Here is a 20937-nt window from a genome sequence, read left to right as displayed (position 1 = left end):
TTTATTTCCATTGCAAGGTCTCTATAATTCCCCTAATGTCATTTTGTAAGTAAGCAGCGGCAGGTAAAATACTATCATAATTGGGTTTTGTATAAAAATAAACAGATCCAGTCAAAAAATGCTTGGTACTATCGGTAACAAAAAATTGGGACTGAGAGGCGGCATTACCTTGTACCTCAAATAAAGCACCATACACTTTTTTATCTGGATTAACATAGGGTTGCTCTACTATATTATCTGCTTTTACCGCATGCTCATAACTCAAACGTTTAGCGTCGATTATCAATTTTTCTAGGTTGCTATTTATTTTCTTATAACTTAAAAAAATAGCACCTTTCATCTCGGGGTAATCCAGGGTATACGCATTTTCACTATTTAACCTCGGTCGTGCAAACTGGTTATATTTAAACTTAAAATTATCGGTTTCTAACGATGATAATTCCCCTTTAGGATATTCTAGACGTATTTGCGCCTTCGGCTTTGGAACTGGTATGTTATCCTGACATGCAAAATTTGCCAAGAGTAAACCTATACATAGTATTAGATAGTTAAGCCTCATACGGTAAAGTAACCTTTATCTGTTTTAATCTCTTTTTATCTAGACTTTCTACAGTAAACCTATAATTGTCAAAAACTATTTCTTCCCCTCGTTTAGGAAAACTACCCGCTATTTCTAGAACAAAACCTGCAATGGTCTCAGATTCGCCTTTATTTTCTTCAAAGAGATCTTCATTCTCCAATTTTATAACCCTGTAAAAATCTTTTAGGGTTGTTTTTCCTTCAAATACATAATTAAAGTCATCCAATTTGGAAAAAATAAGGTCCTCATCATCAAATTCATCGCTAATATCACCTACTATTTCTTCAATAATATCTTCTAAAGTCACTATTCCAGAAGTACCCCCATACTCGTCTACCACAACAGCCAAATGATTCTTCTTCTCCTGAAAATCTGCTAATAGATCATCTAATTTCTTATTCTCTGGCACAAAATAGGGATCACGGATCAATGTGACCCAATTAAAGGATTTTCGGTCTAAATACGGCAGTAGGTCCTTCACATATAATACACCGAGAACATTATCTATATTTTCTGAAAATACAGGGATCCTAGAATATCCATTCTTTTTAATTTCTTCCAAAACCTCTAAAAATTTCATTTGGTCGTTCAAGGAAAAAATGTCTATACGTGGACACATAACCTGTTTGGTATCGGTATTACCAAAAGAGACTATACCCTCTAAAATCTTTTGTTCCTCTTTTGTGGTATCCCCTTCCGAAGTAAGTTCTAGAGCCTGTGAGAGATGGTCAACGCTTAAATTAGATTTTTCCTTTCCTAATTTATCATATAGAAAAATAGTTCCAGAACGCATTGGCAAACTTAAGGGAGAAAACAAAAAATCCAACACCTTTAGGGGGTATGCCATAAAATTAGAAAAACTCATACGATTCCTATTGGCATAAACCTTTGGTAAAATTTCCCCAAACATCAATATGAGGAATGTCGCAACCACCACTTCTAACAAAAACCGGACAGAGATGATATTAAAAAGCATCTGGTCAATGCTTGAAAAAAGTGTATCCCCTATAATGTTGAAAAGCAATACAATGCCAATATTAATGGCATTGTTAGCAATTAGAATAGTAGCCAATAATTTTTTTGGCCGCTCCAAGAGTTTGATTAAAATATTTGATTGTATCGTCTTTTGTTCCTGTAGCTCATTTACCTCTGTCGGCGATAATCCAAACAAGGCAACTTCTGCTCCTGAGATTAAAGCAGAACAAATTAACAGCACTACCAGTACTATGAAATTAAGTGCATAAGCACCATCCATTACCATAAAATTTAAGACAAATCGTAAAGGGTCAGGGTCCAATAGTTCCTATTTAAAACTTAAAAAGGTAAATCATCTTCTTCCACTTGGTTTAATGGTGCAGGTTCTTTAGACGGAGATTTTTGCTCCGTACTTGAAGGCTGTGGCGCACTAGAACCGGGTGCCATATTGGACATACTTTCCTTTTTAGTGGTCAGGAAGGTAAAATCTTGTACATGAATCTCCGTTGTATATCTTGTGTTGCCATCTTCTCCTTGCCACTGTCTGTTCTTAAGCCTACCTTCTACATATACCTTATCCCCCTTGCTCAAATACTTTTCACAAATTTCTGCAGCCTTGTTTCGCACTACAACATTATGCCAATCTGTATTGGTTACACGCTCTCCGGTCTGCTTGTTTGTATAGGTCTCATTCGTTGCGATAGGAAACCTGCCTATACTGCCTCCTCCTTCAAAGTAATGCATTTTAACCTCATCTCCTAGATGCCCTATCAACATCACTTTATTTAATGTACCGCTCATAACTTTAATCTAATATTCAAAAGTACTAAAATTTAAATGTTTTCATGAAATCAGCTATCAAAACAGGTACGGGATACTTGTCTATTTCAAAAGTAGAAATTCCCTTGATTAAAGGACTACAACTTTCTACAATCCAAAATTTGGTGTTTAAGTGTTGGTGAGATAATTTATGTATGACTGTTTTAGTATTATATAATGATACGTCCTGTGTGTTAACCTGGGGCAATAAAGTTTGTATTTGAGCTTCAACATCATTCAAATGTATTTCATGTTGACTCTCCAAAAGTGGAAATTCCCATAAATTTTGCCAAATACCTTTTCCTAACCGTTGATTTAAAAGAGTGGTTGTTTTACCAGAATCATCAGTATATAAAGGAACCAGATAATTAAAATATCTATCTTTTACTTTAGACTTTTTAAGTTTTACAGGCAAAACCGCTTCTTTGCCTTCCTTTAAGGCGACACACTTATCGTTTAATGGACAGTACATACAATTAGGGTTTTTAGGTGTGCATTGAATTGCCCCAAACTCCATGATTGCCTGGTTATAATCCCTAACGTTGCCCGTATACAAAAGGTTTTGCGCCAGTTCTTTGTAATATTTTATCCCTTCAGTACTATTTATTGGTAAGTCAATACCATAAAAACGAGCTAATACCCTATAAACGTTGCCATCTACAACGGCATGTGGCTCATTAAAACAAATAGATGAAATAGCACTCGCTGTATAATCCCCTATTCCTTTTAGTTTTAATAAATCCTTATAAGTATCGGGAAATACTCCGTCAAAATCATTGACCACTATTTTTGCAGTAGCATGTAAGTTTCTTGCCCGAGAATAATACCCTAAACCTTGCCATAACTTTAAAACAGTTTCCTCATTGGCACTCGCCAAATCCTGCACCGTTGGAAATGCCTGTATAAAACGCTCATAATAAGGCATTCCTTGAATTACTCGGGTTTGTTGAAGTATAATTTCCGATAACCAAATTTTGTAAGGATCTTTGGTATTTCGCCATGGTAATTTTCGTTTATTGTGACTATACCAAGTCAATAATTTTTCGGAAAAACTCATCTAGTTTAATACTAAGGGATAAAAGTAGCAGTTTATATACTTAAAATTAACCCTTTAGAAAGAAAGATTGAATTTAATTTATATATTTGCAACCCGAAAAAAATACAGAAAATATAATATTTCAAGATGACGAAAGCGGAAATTGTATCGAAGATCTCAGATAAACTGGGAATTGAAAAAGGAGATGTACAAGCAACAGTGGAATCCTTTATGGAAGAAGTGAAAACTTCATTAGAGAGTGGAGATAATGTTTACCTAAGAGGTTTTGGTAGTTTTATTATTAAAACAAGAGCTGAAAAAACCGGTAGGAACATCTCGAAGAATACGACAATTAAAATACCCGCCCATAATATTCCAGCATTTAAACCTGCAAAGGTTTTTGTTGAAGGAGTTAAGAGCAACGTACAAGTAAAATAATAATCTAAAAGAAGAACTTTATGCCGAGTGGTAAGAAAAGAAAGAGACATAAGGTAGCTACACACAAGCGCAAAAAGCGTAGAAGAGCTAACCGACACAAGAAAAAGTAGTTTTTTAAACTACTTTTTCATTTTAACACGTTCCTTGACATAGAGGTTCAAATAAAGAATCTCGGCAGATTTAAATCAAATCTGTTTATGGCATTGTTTAATCAATTTATCCGCATATTATTTTGTGGGATAAATACAAATACATTCAGGTGAATAGAGAATTAATCGTAAGATCTAGTTCCGAAGCCGTTGACTTTGCTTTACTAAAAGACGGAAAACTCACTGAACTGCATAAAGAAGAAGACAATAATAATTTTTCTGTTGGCGATATATTTTTGGCCAAAATAAGGAAACCGGTTACAGGGCTAAATGCGGCTTTTGTAAACGTTGAGTATGAGAAAGATGCATTTTTGCATTATCATGATCTTGGCCCACAATTATCCTCTATGCTTAAGTTCACAAAACAAGTGAGTTCTGGAAAATTAAAAGATTTCTCCTTAAAAAATTTTCCGTTTGATAAAGATATTGACAAAAATGGAGTGATAACAGATGTTATTAAGGCCAACCAATCTCTTTTAGTGCAAATTGTAAAAGAACCCATATCCACCAAAGGGCCAAGAATAAGCTCTGAGCTATCTATAGCTGGGCGTTATTTGGTAATGGTACCTTTTTCCGACCGCGTGTCCGTATCCCAAAAGATAGGCAGCAATGAAGAAAAAGATAGGTTAAAGAGACTCGTAAAGAGTATAAAACCAAAAGGATTTGGCGTAATTATTAGAACAGTTGCAGAAGGCAAAAAAGTAGCCGAGCTGGACAAAGATCTAGAAAACTTGCTGAACAAATGGACAGCAATGTGTAAAAAATTATACCGTGCACAAACACCTTCAAAAGTATTGGTAGAGCTAAATAGGGCTTCTTCCATTCTGAGGGATATCTTCAATGATAGTTTTACTGGAATTTATGTAGATGACAACTCCTTATATGAAGAAGTTAAAGATTACGTGGCAGAAATCGCCCCTAATAAGGAAGCCATCGTGAAACATTACACCAGTACCGTTCCAATATTTGAAAAATTTGGAATTGAAAGACAGATCAAAACGTCTTTTGGTAAAACTGCCACAATGAGCAAAGGTGCCTATCTGATCATAGAACATACCGAAGCATTACATGTTATAGATGTAAATAGCGGCAACCGTTCCAACAAAGCAAAAAATCAAGAAGATACTGCTTTGGAAGTCAATTTATTGGCAGCTTCAGAAATCGCAAGACAACTCCGTCTTAGAGATATGGGAGGTATCATTGTTGTGGATTTTATAGACATGGTAAAAGCACAGCATAGGAAAAAACTTTTTGAACATCTTAGGGATGAAATGAAAGATGACCGTGCGAAACATAAAATTTTACCGCCAAGTAAATTTGGATTGATCCAAATAACTAGGCAACGGGTTAGACCCGAAATGAATATTAAGACAACAGAGCAAAACCCTAACCTTGTTGGTCAGGAAATAGAAGCCCCCATTGTATTAATAGACAAAATAAATGTAGATCTAGAGCGACTTTTAAAAGGCCCTGCAAAGGATAATAGTATAACACTAAATATACATCCTTTTATAGCAGCTTATATCACAAAAGGTTTCCCATCCATACGCACCAAGTGGTTTTTGGAGCATAAAAAATGGATTAAAATTCAACCAAGGGATGCCTACACATATCTAGAATACCGTTTTAAGAATAAAGACGGTAAAACCATATATTAAGCGATAATAGCTATTTAAAGTTAAAAGCGACTTCCAAAAGGAGTCGCTTTTTTTGTTAACACAATTTCTTTACCTTGACACTTTCTTAACCAAACAGAATTCAATGTCTTGTAAAAACTGTACTTCTGATATTACCATTGACTCCGTTTTTTGTAACCAATGTGGGGCAAAAGTGGTAAACGATAGAATTACAATTAAAGGCATTCTTGTCAATTTCACAAGTAACATTTTTGGATGGGATAATACTTTCTTTTTAACCTTCAGAAAACTAATAAAAGCACCCCAAGAAATTTTGAGTGAGTTTTTAAATGGAACTCGTAAAAAATATATGAATCCGTTCACATTTTTAGGAATCGGTAGTGCCATTGCATTATTTGCTTTTAACTTTTTTACTAATGATTATTTAGCACTTCAGGTTGATTCTAACAAACAATCCATAGAGCTAATGGGAGATATGTTTGCAAATCAATTAGGAGATGATTTTGACGCCACATCTTTTAAAAAGGAACAGCTAGAACAGATTACAAATACCAGTGCTTTTACATTAAAGTATTTTAACTTATTTGTTTTAATCTTAATACCTCTATACACCTTTATGGCTAAATTGGTTTACGGTAAACCCTATAATTATGCAGAGCATTTAGTAATAAATAGTTATATCCAAGGAATTACGTTTTGGGTTACAACCATTATGTTTATTATAAGTATATATACTTTTTCATCAATTTACTTTTTAACTGTTGTATTATCAATTTTATTCTATAGCTATGTATATGGTAAGCTTTACAAATTAACTTTTGGCCAGTCTGTATTGAAAATTATCATATTTCTAGGTATACTTATGGGTGTGATTATCGCACTTTTTATAGTTGCAGTAATTATTGGCATAGTCATTGCTTTTATTAGCTCCAAATTTTAAAACTTTTAACGCAGTACTTTTGTTTCCAAGCACCCCTACATACACCATTAACGAGGCTATTAAAAAATTAGAAGGTTATTGTGCCTATCAAGAGCGTTGTCATCAGGATGTAATAAGGAAGTTAAAGGAGATGCGCATGATACCTGATGCTATTGACCAAATAGTGGCGCACCTTATCCAAGAAAATTACCTGAATGAAGAACGATTTGCGCAAAGCTTTGCCCGAGGTAAATTCACAATAAAACAATGGGGTAAAAATAGAATTGTAACCGAGCTAAAACAACGAAATATTACTAGTTATAATATAAAAACTGCCCTTAAGGAAATTAATGAAAATGATTATTTGGAATCCTTACACTCACTTGCCATAAAAAGAGTAGGCCAAATAAAAGAGACAAATATCCAAAAAAGAAGAAAAAAACTAGCTGATTATTTACTATATCGTGGTTGGGAAAGTCATTTGGTCTATGAAAAGATTCAAGAACTAATTTCTTGACAAAAAGCGTTATAAAACTAAAGCACTTTTTAAAGATTTTTATTAGAATTCACTATGGCCCTTTCATTCTTTTCATCTATCCACTTTTGACCCTTTATCTTTCGCATCAACACATCATAATAGCGCATGATCAAAACATTATAGATTGCCTTACTTATGTTTTTGGGGTTCTTGGCCATAGACCGCAAACTCATCGAAAATCCAGGTGTAATATATTTCATATAATGCCAATATCCTTCTGGCATGTAAAGAACTTCACCATGTGACAATTTTGTTCTATACCCTATCGCTTGTTTTAAAGCAGGCCATTTCCTGAAATCTGGATTGGAGAAATCTATACTTTCATGAGTAATTAAAGAGTGGGGTACCTTGTATAAAAACTTGGTCTCTGATTGCGGAAAAAGAATACACTCCTTTTCCCCATCAAAATGAAAATGAAAAATATTTCCCAAGTCAATATCATAGTGCATAAACGTATGCGAATCTTTACCACCAAAGAATAGCATGGGCAAACCCTTCATTAGCTTTAAACCAAAATCTGGAAATATATAATCGTTTTGTAACGCGGGCACTTCCTTTAAGATGTTCCAGAGAAAAATGCGATATTTTGTAGGTTTGGATTTTAAAAGATCAATATATGCCGCCATTTTCATAGTGGCATGTGGTTCATTGAAACCGTCTTTATGTTGAACTGGGCGATCGTCATAAAGTGGCACAATCTTGTTCCCAGCAACACTTTTCATATAATCCAAATTCCATTTGGAAAAGGCCGGCCAATCAGTAATGGCATTGCCAATTACCACAGGTTTTTGAGGCTTAAAATAGTTTTCTAAGAAGTCTTCCTTGGTTATTGTGTCAACCCTTGGGATTTCAACTAATTTCAATGATATTTAAATTTATAGGAACCTCAAAGTTAGTTAACCTAAAGAAAATATCTTATTAAAAATGTATTAATGTAAGACTACTCCGTCAATTTAGCCTTTTGCTTGGCCATTTCATTTCGTTCAATACTATGCCCCGGCCTAGACCATTTTGGCTTTTCTCCTTGATCGGTGTATTTAGAATCTTCTGCCTCAACTGTCTTTGGTTGGGATATTTTAGTAAAAGGCTTTTGAGGATTTAGACCCAAAAGCTTGAACATTTCCATATCCTCGTTTACATCGGGATTAGGCGTGGTCAATAATTTATCGCCAGCAAAAATAGAGTTAGCACCAGCAAAGAAGCACATTGCCTGCCCTTCCCTACTCATTTCAGTTCTACCGGCAGAAAGTCTTACTTGTGTTTCTGGCATTACGATTCTAGTAGTTGCAACCATGCGGATCATATCCCAAATAGCTATAGGCTCAATATCTTCCATTGGGGTGCCTTCAACAGCTACCAAAGCATTGATTGGAACCGATTCTGGTTGTGGGTTTAACGAAGATAACGCCACCAACATACCTGCACGATCCTCTAGTTTCTCTCCCATACCTATGATACCACCACTACATACGGTAACATTGCTTTTTCTAACATTATCTATGGTTTCCAAACGATCTTCGAAGGCCCTAGTGGAAATTACATCTTTATAATAATCTTCTGATGTATCCAAATTATGATTATATGCATATAGCCCAGCTTCTGCCAGACGTTTAGCTTGGTTTTCGGTTAGCATACCCAAGGTACAGCAAACCTCCATATCCAATTTATTAATGGTGCGTACCATTTCCAAAACTTGGTCAAACTCTGGACCATCTTTAACATTACGCCAAGCTGCACCCATACAAACTCGTGAACTTCCTGAAGCTTTAGCACGTAAGGCTTGTGCCTTAACATGCGATACTTTCATTAGATCGTTCCCTTCTATATCTGTATGATATCTTGCTGCCTGTGGACAATAGCCACAATCTTCTGGGCAACCGCCTGTTTTAATCGATAGCAAAGTTGAAACCTGTACCGTGTTAGGGTCATGATGTTTACGATGCACAGTTGCCGCATCGTATAACAATTGCATCAAAGGCTGATTGTATATGTTAAGAATTTCTTGTTTGGTCCAGTTATGTCTCATTTCGCTCATAAATCTAATAATCTAACAGAGGTCAAAAATAGCTGAATTCACCTAGAAAATATAATTACAGCGTTTAAATCTAAAAATGCACCTTCCTTTTAAAAATGTGTAGGTTTTATACTTTATTACACTCTAATCAATATGTATTTCAAATAAGTTGCCTTACCTATAATTTTATTCTTCCTTTTCTTTCTTCTTAGAATTGGAATGATTATCACCATCTACAACTTCATCTTCGCCAATAACGTCCTTACCTTTTAAATACTCAGGCAGCTGCATTCCTGCCATATTAAACATTTCCTGCAATGGAGGCACGGATTTGTACATCCCCGATATAAAATTGGCCGTAGAGCTTTTTCCATCTTTACCAGTTGCACCAGAATCCCATACAGTTATTTTATCAATCTTGATATTTTTTATGGCCTCTGCTTGGGTCTTTACCAATTCCGGTAATTTATCCGCTATTAATAATAGTACTGCATCTTTAGGGTCATTGCCCGCAGCTTTAACTATTTCATCCAATCCCTGTGCTTGTTTGGTCAAAATTTCAAATAATCCTTTCGCTTCCGCTTGCGCTTTAAAAAGGATGGCATCCGCCTCGCCTTTTGCTTTTCTCCTAATCATTTCTGCTTCCGCCTCAGCGTCAATTTCCACCTTCTTTTTATCTATTTCTGCAGGTACTACGATATCTGCCATTTGTGAACTTCGCACACGTTCTGCCCTTGCCAATTCCGCATCCCTTTCTGCGGCATAAGATTCCTCTAATGCCTTGGCTGATTGTACTTTTTCTGCTGCTATGGCCGTACGTTCTGCCTCTGCCTCTCTTTGCCTTCTTAACGAATCTGAATTTGCCACATTAATTTTAGCGATATTTTCCCCTTCCACGGCTTGTGCATTAGCTGCGGCAACTTGGGTTCTTTCATCCTGTACGGCATTGGCTTCACCAATAGAACCATCCCTATTTTTTTCAGCAACCGATTTACGTGCCGCGTTTATGGCGTGAGCTGCAGCTTCCTTACCTAACGCTTCTATATACCCAGATTCATCAACTATATCTGTAATATTTACGTTAATGAGTTTAAGTCCAACCTTCTTTAATTCGGATTCCACACTCTGTGATATATTGGTCAAAAATTTGTCCCTATCTGAATTTATCTCTTCAATATCCATTGAGGCGACTACCAACCTTAATTGTCCGAAAATAATTTCCTTGGCTAAATCTTGCACTTCTTGCATTCCCTGACCTAAAAGACGTTCAGCTGCATTTTGCATAATACCCGGTTCAGTGGAAATACCTATTGTAAATCTTGAAGGAACATTTACCCTGATATTTTGCTTACTCAAAGCGTTTACCAAATTAACCTCTATAGATATTGGGGTCAAATCCAAATACTCATAATCCTGAATTACCGGCCAAATAAAGGCCGCGCCACCATGAATACATTTTGCAGAGTTACCCGTGCCAACCTTACCATAAACCACAAGTATACGATCAGACGGACACCTTTTATACCTACGGATAAAAGAAATTATTATAATAAAAAAGAAAAGAATTGCAAAGCCAATAGCTAGCAAAGAGGCACTTCCTCCCATTTGTAATGGTAACAACATTTGGTTATTTATTTAAAAGTTCAACTATTAATATTCCGTTGGCCGTGACATCTTTTACACGTACTACGTTACTTTGAATAAGATCTTGATTTTCATCTGTAAGTGCCTCTAATTCCCTTAAAGTACCCTGTACATTAATACTTACTTTGCCTATTTTAGTCCTATTGGCCCCTATGGTCAAATAAACTTCCCCAACCTGATTAAGGGCATTTTTAAGTTTAAGTGTCCCGCTACTTTGTAATTTGGCCAAGTAGTAAAATAGCGCTGCCATTGCAGTCATCATTAAGAGTCCACATAAAATTGAAATGACAACCGTGAGCAATTTGTTTAATCCTCCATCCAAACATGCAATACCGGACCATCCAAAAATGGTCAGAAATCCCATTAAGTTTTTAAACGATAGAAACTGGAACCCTATCCCGGCATCACTTTCAATTTCAGCATCTACATCACCTCCTATGTCATCTGAATCACTGCCTAGTAAAGTCATAATCATAAGAATGACAAAAATTCCTGAGGATAATAGGGCAATGACCCAATATATTTTTTCAAAAAGGGTCAATGCAGCGAACCATTGTTCCATAATGACAAGTTTAGTTAGTGATGGTAATTATAAGCATTTGAAAGATACTATTTTTTGACGGTTGTAAGAATAATATTATTTCTAACATAACAAGGTGCCCATAGAATTCATGGCTTACTTACCAAAACACTCACCGCATTACCGCCAAAACCCACCGCATTCACCAAAACTTTATTTATAAATTTTGGTTCTTTTAAATTGTCAATATACGGCACGCTGATGGCCTGTTGTTGTTGTAGCATAAGTACCGCCAATTCTATACTCAACATACCCGATGCGCCAAACGTGTGTCCTATTTTCCACTTATTGGTAGTTAAAAAAGGCATTTTGTCTCTAAAAACCTTTTGGATGGCGTTTACCTCGGTTTGATCTCCTTTTATAGTGCCTGGTGCATGCATTACAATAACATCCACTTCTTCTGGTTTTGTTGCTCCCATGGCCATTTTCATAGATCTTTGAAAACAATCAGCATCTGTAGAAATTGATACATTGTGCTCAAGGGGTTCTGTAGCAAAACCAATTCCATCAATAATGGCAAGCGTGTTATTTGAGATTCCTTTTTCTAGGCAGGCGACAGATGCACCCTCTCCTAAAATCATTGAATTTTTATCCTTCTTCAAATCCAATGCACGGCAAGGGTAACTTTGACTACGCTCAGTTCCCCATAGACTTTCCTTAACTATAGCACTTTCTTTGTCTCCTACTAAACCAGTGCTTTCGTTTTTTACTTTTGAATAGATTTTTAAAGCTTGCATTTGGGCAATGGTAAAAGGTGTTAGGGGTGCTTCACTACCGCCAACCAAAAACTTGTTGGCCATACCACTTTTTAGCCAAGCTATTCCGTTTAACAAGGAATGTAATGCCGTAGAGCATGTAATGGAATGGGATACTTCAGGCCCCTGTGTCTGTAAATCATGTGCTACCCACGACGAAATATTGCCTAATGTGGTTGTTGGGGAAGCCAAGGTTGCCGTTTTACCATTATTTAAATATTCTTCATGATACTTTTCAAATAATGCTGTAGCTCCTCTTGATGACCCTATATTAATTCCAAAATTATCATCTGCCTTCCAACCAGCAATTTTTATAGCATTCCTTGAAGCATACAAAGCATATAAAACCGATTTGTCAAGGTTTTTATATTTGCTATCAGATATTCTGATGGCTTCTATTTTATTCACAAGGTCCTTTTGAAGTGGGGCAACCCAAACCGGGTTGCCATTAAACCTTTGCTGACGAAAACAATGACCTTTATTCTGATAATTACCCCAAACCACATCCATACCATCTCCCAAAGGGGATACAGAAGCTATAGCTGTTATTCCTATCTTATCGTTTAACATAAAGCTAAAGCGTTTCTAAAAGTTCCTTTATAGCTCCATAAATCTTATGAAGCTGTGTGTCTGTTATAATATATGGTGGTAGTACATATATTGTATTTCCCAGAGGTCTAAGTACAACACCTCTTTTCATAAAAAACTGATAGAGCTGATCACGTGTGTTACCATAACGGGCAATCTCAATATTCAAATCAACAGCAAGTATGACACCTATAGAACGAGCTTCACCGACTTTAGGATGACCTTGAATATCCTTTAAAAATCTCCTATGAAGATGCTCAATTTTTTGCCTGTTCTCCGTAATATCTTTAGATAATAATAATTCTATTCCGGACAATGCGGCCACGCAACCTAAAGGATGTGCACTAAAGGTATGTGCATGAAAAAATCCTTTTGATACCTCATCACTCAAAAATCTATCAAATATTTTTTGCGAACAACTGGTGATACTTAATGGAAACATTCCAGCGGTTAATGCTTTACTCAGACACATAATATCCGGCTTATGGTCCAAGTATTCAGATGCAAAGTTTTTACCTGTTTTACCAAAACCAGTCATGATTTCATCGGCAATACAGATGATACCCTTTTCATTACATTTCTCAATTAACAAACTCAACCCCTTGGCAGAATGAAATTTCATTCCTGCAGCACCCTGTACTAGCGGCTCAAAAACAAAGGCAGCACAATTATTATTTTGAATAATGGTCTCTAGTTGTGCTAAAACGCTTTCAATAGTATCCACTTTAGGAACTGGAATACGTTCTACCTTCAATAAAAAATCTTCAAACGGACCATTATAAGAAGAGAGTCCGGAAGCGCTCATTGCACCAAAAGTATCCCCATGAAAACCGTCTTCAAAAGCAATAAGGGTATCTCTCTTTTCCCCAATATTATGATGATACTGCAAGGCCATTTTAATAGCCGCTTCCACAGCTGTGGATCCATTATCATTAAAGAATATTTTAGATTGATTATCTGGCAGTATTTTTACCAACTCCTCAGATAATTTAATGGCTGGCTCATGGGTAAAGCCACTGAACATAACAAAATCCAATTGTTGCATCTGCTCGGTTATCGCTTTGACAATAGTAGTGTTACCATGACCATACATAGTAGAATACCATGATGCAATACCGTCTATATACTCCTTTCCATCCTCATCCCATAATAAAGCACCTTTCGCCTTTGCAATACCTATGTTTGGTGCTGCTGTTTTATGCTGTGTCAATGGGTGCCACAAATGTTTTTTATCCCTTTCCGATAGATTTTTACCTGTCATAGAATTCAAAATCCGCATTTTATCTATCTTGCAAAGATGGGAAATAAACTTAAACCCTTCGAGGTATTTACGGCGCTATATAATGGGTTGTTTAACAATTCCCAATTAAAAAACAAAGCCGTTTTTCTATTTCTTTCTGTTATTACCCTATTTGTTAGACTTCCATTTTTTTTTAGGGACTATATTGATCGGGATGAAAGTACTTTTATCCTCATGGGCCAATCCTGGGTAGATGGTTATCTCCCGTACACACAATTATGGGACCTTAAACCCCCACTAACTTTTGCCTTTTTTGCAGCTATCATTTCGATTTTCGGTAAGAGCTTTGTCGTTATTCGTGTTTTCGGGACTGTTTTGGTGATTGTCACTTCCTATTTTACATACAAAATAGGCTTGCGAATTAGCTCCAAAAAAATAGCACTTTGGGCATCATTGTTTTGCATATTCCTATTGAGTTTGTTTGGTAGTTTACAAGGTGTTATGTCGGAGCATATTTGCATGGCATTTTTTATGCCGGCAATATATCTCCTGGTTTCAAAAAAAGAAAATTATTGGTTTTTGATTGCGGGAGTTTTAATGGGTATCTCGGTTATGGTAAAACTAAACATGGCCTATGCTGTACTCATATTGGGTCTTTATTTGATGTATGATTTTGTGAAATCTAGGCAAATAGCATCATTTTTGAAGATTTCATTTTATGGTTTAGGCATCATATTTATCATCTTGCTTACCATTCTACCCTACTATTTAAATGGACAAACTATTATTTGGTGGAAATCTGTGGTACTTGCTCCTTTGAAGTATACAGAAGCCAGAAGGTTTTCCGTTTTTAAATTGGCACCTACCTTTATTTTGGTTGGATTTTTTCTATTTCACTCATGGAAGAAAAAATGGGTTTCTTTTAAAAATCCAGCGATTATAGTTTTGACACTTGCCATTATTGGTGTATTATTTTCATTTTTAAAAGGCGGTAGAATAAATGGCCATTACCTAATTCAATTGCATCCTATGCTCATTATACTGGTTGTGATTGTTGTTGAAAAATTGATTCTATTTTATAAATGCAAAATACCCAAAACTGTACTTTACTTACTATTATTGATTCCTATGGAAAGTTATTTGGAATATGGCAATATCATTAAACATAAAATTGAAAAGGGTAGTTTTTTTAATGGTGAAGGTTTTAGCGTTCCTAGTTATATTGCCAAAAGTAATTTGGAGAGAAAAAACATCTTGTTCCTTGGCTATCATATTGGTTATTGGAACTTAGATACTCTTCCGCCAACAGTGGCTTCAACCCACCCTAGCAATATTTGCCGGGACGAACTTTTTCCATTTTTTGATAATCCTAGAACAAACTCCCTGGAAGAACTTAAATATATAATGGAATCATTACAACCCAAAACAGTGGTTGTTAGAAAAGGACGACGCGTTTTTGATCAATTGGAAATTGAAGCGAATGAATATATCAACCAGTATTTACAAGACCATTACAAAGTATTGGCTACTGTTGATAAAGCAGATATATTGCAGCGTTTAAAGTGATTCCAATATGCCTTTGAACTTATCGGCATATTTTTTAACTACCTCCTTACTGATCTCTTTCTCTTCTTCAATACGGCCAATTAAGGAAACACCTGTTTTATGTAAAATTATATTTTCTGATTGCGGGTTTGGGTTGCCGTTAAAAAGAACGGAAACATCATACCCTTTATGCTGCAACCAATTAATGGTTAAAAGCGTGTGGTTAATACTGCCTAAATAGTGTTTGGAAACTACAATAACCTTGTAATTGGGCATTATAATATCAAACATTGTATCTTCCTCATTCAAAGGTACCAAAAGGCCTCCAGAACCTTCAATTACCAAATGGTTTTCAGTTTCCGGTTCATTGATATGAAAACGATCTATACGAACCCCATCTATCTCTGCAGCTGCATGTGGGCTCATTGGAGATTTAAGCTCATAGCTACTAGGGTGAATAACAGTATTATCGTTAGAAATTAAATTTTTTATAGTATCACTATCGGTATTATCCAAATCACCGGATTGTATAGGTTTCCAATAATCTGCATGTAACGCTTCTGTTATAATAGCTGAAGCCAATGTCTTACCTACCCCTGTTGAAATTCCCGCAATAAAAATCTTTTGCATTCCTATTTTGAATTAGTGATTATGCCACAATTTAAGCACTTATATTTTCTTTTTTCGAAAAATGGAAAAAGTTTATAAAATAGACCCTTCCTGTTATAATATACCTCAGATTTTTCAGCTTTGCAGTTGGGACATTTCACTGGGTTGTTATTTTCGTCCAATGCATAGGCCCTAACCTCATTATAAATTTCAAGTGCCCTATCCTTGTCTTTGTTATATACCTGTAGCTTAACTCCTCCAATGGCATTACTAATTAATGGGTCGGAGTTTAAGGTGTTCTCGTCCCTTAAAAAAACAGGAATGCCTTCAGACTCTAACTTGCCTTTAATAATTTGAACATCTGCAGCATACTCGAAAGATGCCAATAAATAAAAAGTTTCATCCATACCCTTAAATATACTCCGATAATAATTGTAATACTAAACCTATCTCTTCCTTAGAATTATAACTATGTACGCAAAAACGCAATCTTTCCTGACCTTCTGGGATGGTAGGCGAAACTATTGCCTTTACATTAAAACCTTTGTCCATTAATTTTCTAGAAATCTTTTTAGCCTTTTCCGTATTTCCAATGATACACGATTGTATTGGTGCATTTCCTTTAGTAAAATAATCTTCTAAATTTAGTTTTTTCAATCGCTCTTTAAAAAAGGTAATATTTTCAGACAGCTTATTTTGTTCGGCCTTTCCATTCTCCTTTATATATGAATAAGAAGAAATAATGGTTGCAACACCATGAGGTGGAAGTCCTGTGGTATATATTAGACTGCGGGCAAAATTAACCAGATATTGTTTTAAGGAAGCATCACCCAAAATAGCGGCACCATGAGCACCCATAGCCTTTCCAAAAGTAACGATTCGTGCAAAAGCTTTTTGGTGCAGATTCATCTCCTGCAAAAGCCCTTCGCCATTTTTACCATAAACACCAACGGAATGGGCTTCATCAACTACCAAACGATAACTATTAGAATTACAATGGGCTACCAAAGCTTGCAAATCTGGAGAATCCCCATCCATAGAAAACACAGATTCCGTAACAATATATATTTCCGAATCAAAAATCCCCTCGGAACTCTTTAGTGCCTGCTCAATTTTGTTCTTAAGACTTTCAAGGTCATTATGTGCAAACTTGTAGCTTTTGGCCAAACTTAAACGAATACCGTCCCTAATACTAGCGTGTATGTATTCATCATAAAAAATGAAATCTCCCTTTTGCGGAACGGCACTAAAAAAACCAATATTAGCATCATAACCAGAATTGAACACTAAGGCACTCTCACTATCATGAAAAGATGTGAGCATCTCCTCTAAAATAGGATAAAGACCATGGTTTCCACTCAACAAGCGGGAACCAGTAGCCCCATTTTGTGCTATATTACGATTTAGCAGCAACTGAAAGGTCTTGGAAAAGACAGTCTCGTTTTGGGCAATGCCCAAATAATCATTTGAGGAAAAATCAACCATACCAGAAGTCATGCCCAAGCTGCGAAACGCATTTTCTTGTAGCCTTTTATCTAGTTTTTGTTGTAGTTTAATAGGAAACTTGGACATCGCCCAAATGTATGATGTTTAGAAATTATATTAAACAGTAAATATTAAATAATTTATAAAATAGTAATATTGAAATACTAAATAACAAGGTTATTTTACTAAAAATTGCTTTTCGAGTTCCGCAGTGTAATTGCATATCTTTAGTTTTTATTTCTAAAGATGAATTTATGAACTTCAAAGCGCTATATGGTATCGTTTTTCTTTTAGGTTATATCTCTTTTTCCCAAACAAATTCTTATGAAATTTCTTTTGATAATGCAGTACATCATGAAGCGGTAATTACTGCAACCTTTCCAAATGTTTCTTCGGATACATTGGCTATAAGAATGAGTAGGACATCCCCTGGACGATATGCCCTCCATGAATTTGCCAAAAATGTATATGGATTTAATGCAACGGACAGTAACGGCAAGGGTTTAGAGGTTTTACGGCCAGACCCATATCAGTGGTTGATTATCGGTCATGATGGAACTGTTACAATTACATATACCCTGTTTGCCAACCGTGGTGACGGCACCTATTCACAAATTGATGAAACACATGCCCACTTGAATATTCCAGCTACTTTTATGTACGCCCCAACATTCGCTGATAGAAAAATTGAAATAGATTTTAAGGTTCGTGAAGATCTAGGCTGGAGAGTGGCAACACAATTACCATTGTCCTCAGGGACCACGTATACTGCTCCCGATTTGCAGTATTTTATGGATTCTCCAACGGAAATTAGTAATTATGGCATACGTGAATTTGTTGTAGATGGCCAAACCATTCAATTTGTACTACACCACAATGGGACAGAGGAAGAACTAAATACCTATTTTAAAAAAGTAAAGAAGATTGTTTTAGAAGAAAAGGAAGTTTTTGATGAGTTACCCACTTTTGATTATAGCAAATACACCTTCTTAGCATGTTATATGCCTAATGCTTCTGGAGATGGAATGGAACACAGAAACTCTACTATTCTTACAAGTACAAGAGGTCTGGCTAATGGTGGTATGGATGAAAATTTAGGTACGGTATCACATGAGTTTTTTCATGCTTGGAATGTAGAACGTATTCGACCAAAAGCTTTGGAGCCCTTTAATTTTGAAGAGACCAATATGAGCGGGGAACTTTGGTTTGCTGAAGGATTTACCAGTTATTATACCAATCTAATACTTTGTAGGGCCGGACTAATCTCTCCTGAAAAATACATAGATGAACTTACCGGATCATTTAACTATGTTTGGAATTCTCCGGCACTAGAATTCTTTAATCCTATTGAAATGAGTTATCAGGCCCCTTTTGTGGATGCCGCAACTTCTGTTGACCCTGTGAATAGAGAAAATACCTTTGTATCCTATTATTCTTATGGTAGTGTACTAGGCCTTGCCTTAGACCTTAGCCTTAGAGAACAAAACTTAAATCTTGATGATTATATGAAGCTGGTCTGGAAAAAATTTGGGAAGCCCCAAACCCCATATACCATAGAAGATTTGCACAATACGTTAAAAGAGTATGCTGGTGCCCTTTTTGGGAATATGTTCTTTAATTCACATATCTACAATAGTGATATGCCCGATTACGAAAGACTTTTAGGGTCAATGGGTGTTGTTCTTATGAAAAATCTAGAAGTACCTTATTTTGGAGCTACCGCCTTCCTAATTGGGGATGGGAATGGTGAAATAAAATCCAACCTCAAAATAGGTAGTCCAGCCTATACCGCTAATTTGGACAAAAGGGATGTCATTACTTCCATAAACGGGGAAAGTTTTCCTAATGGAGTTCAATTTGATGACTACCTATCCCAATTTGAGCCCGGTGACATTCTAAAAATTGAATTTGAGCGTTTTGGAAAGCCAAAAAGTACCGAAGTACAATTAGGGTCCAGTCCCATCTATACCATACTCCCTTTAGAAAAAGAGGGTGGTAAGCTTACCGAAAAACAGATTGAGGCAAGAAAAAATTGGCTAAAACTGGAATAAATGAACATAACCTATGGACGTGCCATCACGGATAAAGAGTTAAATCAAATTTTAACACTTCAACAAAAAAATGCACCCACTAACCTATCGGCAGAGGAAAAGGTAAAAGAGGGTTTTATTACCGTGATCCATAGCTTTGAACAATTAAAAAAATTTAATGAAGACTGTCCCCATATTATCGCTAAGTACCAAAATGAGGTAATAGGTTATGCCCTTTGCATGACTAAAAAGTTCAGAGAGGAAATACCCGTGCTTACCCCTATGTTCAACACCGCCGATTCATTATTAAAAGGAAAAAACTATTTGGCCTTAGGTCAAATCTGTGTTTCCAAGCAATTTAGGGGTAAAGGTGTTTTTAGGGGGATGTACACTTTTTACAGAAAAGAACTTAATGGGTATTATGACTGTCTGGTTACTGAGGTGGCTACGAGCAATAAGCGATCTTTAAATGCCCATTTAAATATAGGATTTGATATTCTCGAAACACAAATTTCAGAGGGTATTTCTTGGGAATTGATTTGCTGGGACTGGAAGTAATATTTCCTTTCTTCAATATTTTATTATTGTTTATCAATAATTTTTATATATTTGATTATTGATAAACAATAATTTTATGAGAACATTAGGTCCAAAATCACTTTCTACCGTGGCTTTTTTTTCATTTAGAATAATTGCCATACTTACTTTACTATTGGTTATCTATATTGACTTTTCCTTTCTCACCAACAATTTTAGAATTGAAAATGGAAGGTTCTTTATTAAAATTCCTTTATTAGGAACTAATATAGAAGGTGATTATCAGTTCAATATTATTCTAACCATTTCGTTGGGTTTACTTTTTGCGACAATCTTTTTCTATGTGATTTCCAATATTTTTGAGGAACTCACTAAAGAACATATTTTTAGCAAAATAGTTATACGTCATTTAAGGTTTTTTACCATCCTCAACTTAGTAGTTGGTCCCATTTTGTATTTCATGATTCACTATCCCATTATGCACAAAACAAACTTTGGAGATATTCATAATCTGATTTTACATCTGATTTTTGGATTGATTTCGCTCTTTTTAGTTCATATTTTCAAAAAGGGCCAATATGTTCAATCTGAAAACGACCTAACCATATAATATGGGAATTATCGTAAACTTAGATATGATGCTCGCCAAAAGAAAAATGAAGAGTAAAGAATTAGCGGAAGCTATAGGCATTACCGAAGCCAACTTGTCTATCTTAAAATCTGGTAAGGCAAAAGCTATTCGCTTTTCCACCCTAGAGGCAATTTGCGAAGTCCTGGAGTGTCAGCCAGGTGATATATTGGCCTTCGAAAAAGATTAGT

General features: G+C 35.7%; 22 protein-coding genes. 9 read left to right on the top strand and 13 right to left on the bottom strand.

The window, feature by feature from the left end:
• Position 1: 1 nt before the first annotated feature.
• Genes gldD through mutY form a run of 4 tightly spaced genes read right to left on the bottom strand, consistent with a single transcriptional unit; the run spans position 2 to position 3431 of the window.
• Positions 2-559, bottom strand: a complete 558-nt coding sequence (gldD, locus tag ACOCEA_RS06040) for a gliding motility lipoprotein GldD (protein WP_420755313.1) — start codon at positions 557-559, stop codon at positions 2-4.
• Positions 549-1877, bottom strand: coding sequence for a gliding motility-associated protein GldE (locus tag ACOCEA_RS06035; protein WP_420755312.1), 1329 nt, complete (start codon positions 1875-1877; stop codon positions 549-551). The genes gldD and ACOCEA_RS06035 overlap by 11 nt, the downstream gene beginning before the upstream one ends.
• Positions 1878-1894: 17 nt before the next feature.
• Positions 1895-2356 carry a single-stranded DNA-binding protein gene (locus ACOCEA_RS06030; protein WP_420755311.1) on the bottom strand — a complete coding sequence of 154 codons (462 nt, stop codon included), beginning with the start codon at positions 2354-2356 and terminating at the stop codon, positions 1895-1897.
• A gap of 25 nt (positions 2357-2381) precedes the next feature.
• On the bottom strand, positions 2382-3431 hold the full coding sequence (mutY, locus tag ACOCEA_RS06025) for an A/G-specific adenine glycosylase (protein WP_420755310.1): 1050 nt from the start codon (positions 3429-3431) through the stop codon (positions 2382-2384).
• Positions 3432-3557: 126 nt separating this feature from the next.
• Here mutY and ACOCEA_RS06020 point away from each other — a divergent pair, with 126 nt between their 5' ends.
• The 4 genes from ACOCEA_RS06020 (at position 3558) to ACOCEA_RS06005 (ending at position 7070) form a co-directional block, all read left to right on the top strand.
• A complete protein-coding gene (locus tag ACOCEA_RS06020) occupies positions 3558-3848 on the top strand; it encodes an HU family DNA-binding protein (protein WP_013306152.1) in 291 nt (96 codons plus the stop codon).
• Between the two features lie 259 nt (positions 3849-4107).
• A complete protein-coding gene (locus tag ACOCEA_RS06015) occupies positions 4108-5655 on the top strand; it encodes an Rne/Rng family ribonuclease (RefSeq protein ID WP_420755309.1) in 1548 nt (515 codons plus the stop codon).
• A 103-nt stretch (positions 5656-5758) separates the two neighbouring features.
• The gene (locus tag ACOCEA_RS06010; protein WP_420755308.1) at positions 5759-6574 is read left to right on the top strand and encodes a DUF3667 domain-containing protein; all 816 of its coding nucleotides are present in this window, start codon (positions 5759-5761) and stop codon (positions 6572-6574) included.
• 19 nt (positions 6575-6593) lie between these two features.
• Positions 6594-7070, top strand: a complete 477-nt coding sequence (locus tag ACOCEA_RS06005) for a regulatory protein RecX (RefSeq protein WP_420755307.1) — start codon at positions 6594-6596, stop codon at positions 7068-7070.
• A gap of 29 nt (positions 7071-7099) precedes the next feature.
• Here ACOCEA_RS06005 and ACOCEA_RS06000 read toward each other — a convergent pair whose 3' ends face one another.
• The 6 genes from ACOCEA_RS06000 to bioA form a co-directional block, all read right to left on the bottom strand.
• Positions 7100-7960, bottom strand: a complete 861-nt coding sequence (locus tag ACOCEA_RS06000) for a cupin-like domain-containing protein (RefSeq protein ID WP_420755533.1) — start codon at positions 7958-7960, stop codon at positions 7100-7102.
• A gap of 71 nt (positions 7961-8031) precedes the next feature.
• Positions 8032-9126, bottom strand: a complete 1095-nt coding sequence (bioB, locus tag ACOCEA_RS05995; RefSeq protein WP_420755306.1) for a biotin synthase BioB — start codon at positions 9124-9126, stop codon at positions 8032-8034.
• Between the two features lie 165 nt (positions 9127-9291).
• A complete protein-coding gene (locus tag ACOCEA_RS05990) occupies positions 9292-10728 on the bottom strand; it encodes a flotillin family protein (protein ID WP_420755305.1) in 1437 nt (478 codons plus the stop codon).
• Between the two features lie 4 nt (positions 10729-10732).
• On the bottom strand, positions 10733-11311 hold the full coding sequence (locus ACOCEA_RS05985; protein WP_420755304.1) for a hypothetical protein: 579 nt from the start codon (positions 11309-11311) through the stop codon (positions 10733-10735).
• Positions 11312-11418: 107 nt separating this feature from the next.
• Positions 11419-12654 carry a beta-ketoacyl synthase N-terminal-like domain-containing protein gene (locus tag ACOCEA_RS05980; RefSeq protein WP_420755303.1) on the bottom strand — a complete coding sequence of 412 codons (1236 nt, stop codon included), beginning with the start codon at positions 12652-12654 and terminating at the stop codon, positions 11419-11421.
• A 4-nt stretch (positions 12655-12658) separates the two neighbouring features.
• On the bottom strand, positions 12659-13951 hold the full coding sequence (bioA, locus tag ACOCEA_RS05975; protein WP_420755302.1) for an adenosylmethionine--8-amino-7-oxononanoate transaminase: 1293 nt from the start codon (positions 13949-13951) through the stop codon (positions 12659-12661).
• Positions 13952-13969: 18 nt separating this feature from the next.
• Here bioA and ACOCEA_RS05970 point away from each other — a divergent pair, with 18 nt between their 5' ends.
• A complete protein-coding gene (locus ACOCEA_RS05970) occupies positions 13970-15478 on the top strand; it encodes an ArnT family glycosyltransferase (protein ID WP_420755301.1) in 1509 nt (502 codons plus the stop codon).
• Here ACOCEA_RS05970 and bioD read toward each other — a convergent pair.
• The 3 genes from bioD to ACOCEA_RS05955 are packed head-to-tail and all read right to left on the bottom strand — an operon-like array spanning position 15470 to position 17638.
• A complete protein-coding gene (gene bioD / locus ACOCEA_RS05965) occupies positions 15470-16087 on the bottom strand; it encodes a dethiobiotin synthase (protein ID WP_420755300.1) in 618 nt (205 codons plus the stop codon). The genes ACOCEA_RS05970 and bioD overlap by 9 nt on opposite strands.
• A gap of 2 nt (positions 16088-16089) precedes the next feature.
• A complete protein-coding gene (locus tag ACOCEA_RS05960) occupies positions 16090-16473 on the bottom strand; it encodes a putative signal transducing protein (RefSeq protein ID WP_420755299.1) in 384 nt (127 codons plus the stop codon).
• 4 nt (positions 16474-16477) lie between these two features.
• Entirely contained in the window at positions 16478-17638 is a 1161-nt protein-coding gene (locus tag ACOCEA_RS05955) for an aminotransferase class I/II-fold pyridoxal phosphate-dependent enzyme (protein WP_420755298.1), read from the bottom strand.
• Positions 17639-17805: 167 nt separating this feature from the next.
• Here ACOCEA_RS05955 and ACOCEA_RS05950 point away from each other — a divergent pair, with 167 nt between their 5' ends.
• The 4 genes from ACOCEA_RS05950 (at position 17806) to ACOCEA_RS05935 (ending at position 20936) form a co-directional block, all read left to right on the top strand.
• Complete coding sequence (locus ACOCEA_RS05950; RefSeq protein ID WP_420755297.1) at positions 17806-19602, top strand: M61 family metallopeptidase; 1797 nt, start codon at positions 17806-17808, stop codon at positions 19600-19602.
• Positions 19603-20139 carry a GNAT family N-acetyltransferase gene (locus ACOCEA_RS05945; protein ID WP_420755296.1) on the top strand — a complete coding sequence of 179 codons (537 nt, stop codon included), beginning with the start codon at positions 19603-19605 and terminating at the stop codon, positions 20137-20139.
• Positions 20140-20215: 76 nt separating this feature from the next.
• The gene (locus tag ACOCEA_RS05940; protein ID WP_420755295.1) at positions 20216-20728 is read left to right on the top strand and encodes a DUF2975 domain-containing protein; all 513 of its coding nucleotides are present in this window, start codon (positions 20216-20218) and stop codon (positions 20726-20728) included.
• Position 20729: 1 nt separating this feature from the next.
• Entirely contained in the window at positions 20730-20936 is a 207-nt protein-coding gene (locus ACOCEA_RS05935; protein ID WP_420755294.1) for a helix-turn-helix domain-containing protein, read from the top strand.
• Position 20937: the final 1 nt, after the last annotated feature.

The organism is Maribacter luteocoastalis (genome assembly GCF_048890225.1).
Taxonomy (GTDB): Bacteria; Bacteroidota; Bacteroidia; order Flavobacteriales; family Flavobacteriaceae; genus Maribacter; species Maribacter luteocoastalis.
This window is presented reverse-complemented; position numbering and strand designations above follow the sequence as displayed.

Excerpts from the sequence above, each read along its gene's own strand:
- gldD (WP_420755313.1), bottom strand. The coding sequence starts at position 559 with ATGAGGCTTAACTATCTAATACTATGTATAGGTTTACTCTTGGCAAAT.
- ACOCEA_RS06030 (WP_420755311.1), bottom strand. The coding sequence starts at position 2,356 with ATGAGCGGTACATTAAATAAAGTGATGTTGATAGGGCATCTAGGAGAT.
- mutY (WP_420755310.1), bottom strand. The coding sequence starts at position 3,431 with ATGAGTTTTTCCGAAAAATTATTGACTTGGTATAGTCACAATAAACGA.
- ACOCEA_RS06020 (WP_013306152.1), top strand. The coding sequence starts at position 3,558 with ATGACGAAAGCGGAAATTGTATCGAAGATCTCAGATAAACTGGGAATT.
- ACOCEA_RS06010 (WP_420755308.1), top strand. The coding sequence starts at position 5,759 with ATGTCTTGTAAAAACTGTACTTCTGATATTACCATTGACTCCGTTTTT.
- bioB (WP_420755306.1), bottom strand. The coding sequence starts at position 9,126 with ATGAGCGAAATGAGACATAACTGGACCAAACAAGAAATTCTTAACATA.
- ACOCEA_RS05990 (WP_420755305.1), bottom strand. The coding sequence starts at position 10,728 with ATGTTGTTACCATTACAAATGGGAGGAAGTGCCTCTTTGCTAGCTATT.
- ACOCEA_RS05985 (WP_420755304.1), bottom strand. The coding sequence starts at position 11,311 with ATGGAACAATGGTTCGCTGCATTGACCCTTTTTGAAAAAATATATTGG.
- ACOCEA_RS05980 (WP_420755303.1), bottom strand. The coding sequence starts at position 12,654 with ATGTTAAACGATAAGATAGGAATAACAGCTATAGCTTCTGTATCCCCT.
- bioA (WP_420755302.1), bottom strand. The coding sequence starts at position 13,951 with ATGCGGATTTTGAATTCTATGACAGGTAAAAATCTATCGGAAAGGGAT.
- ACOCEA_RS05970 (WP_420755301.1), top strand. The coding sequence starts at position 13,970 with ATGGGAAATAAACTTAAACCCTTCGAGGTATTTACGGCGCTATATAAT.
- bioD (WP_420755300.1), bottom strand. The coding sequence starts at position 16,087 with ATGCAAAAGATTTTTATTGCGGGAATTTCAACAGGGGTAGGTAAGACA.
- ACOCEA_RS05960 (WP_420755299.1), bottom strand. The coding sequence starts at position 16,473 with ATGGATGAAACTTTTTATTTATTGGCATCTTTCGAGTATGCTGCAGAT.
- ACOCEA_RS05955 (WP_420755298.1), bottom strand. The coding sequence starts at position 17,638 with ATGTCCAAGTTTCCTATTAAACTACAACAAAAACTAGATAAAAGGCTA.
- ACOCEA_RS05950 (WP_420755297.1), top strand. The coding sequence starts at position 17,806 with ATGAACTTCAAAGCGCTATATGGTATCGTTTTTCTTTTAGGTTATATC.
- ACOCEA_RS05945 (WP_420755296.1), top strand. The coding sequence starts at position 19,603 with ATGAACATAACCTATGGACGTGCCATCACGGATAAAGAGTTAAATCAA.
- ACOCEA_RS05940 (WP_420755295.1), top strand. The coding sequence starts at position 20,216 with ATGAGAACATTAGGTCCAAAATCACTTTCTACCGTGGCTTTTTTTTCA.
- ACOCEA_RS05935 (WP_420755294.1), top strand. The coding sequence starts at position 20,730 with ATGGGAATTATCGTAAACTTAGATATGATGCTCGCCAAAAGAAAAATG.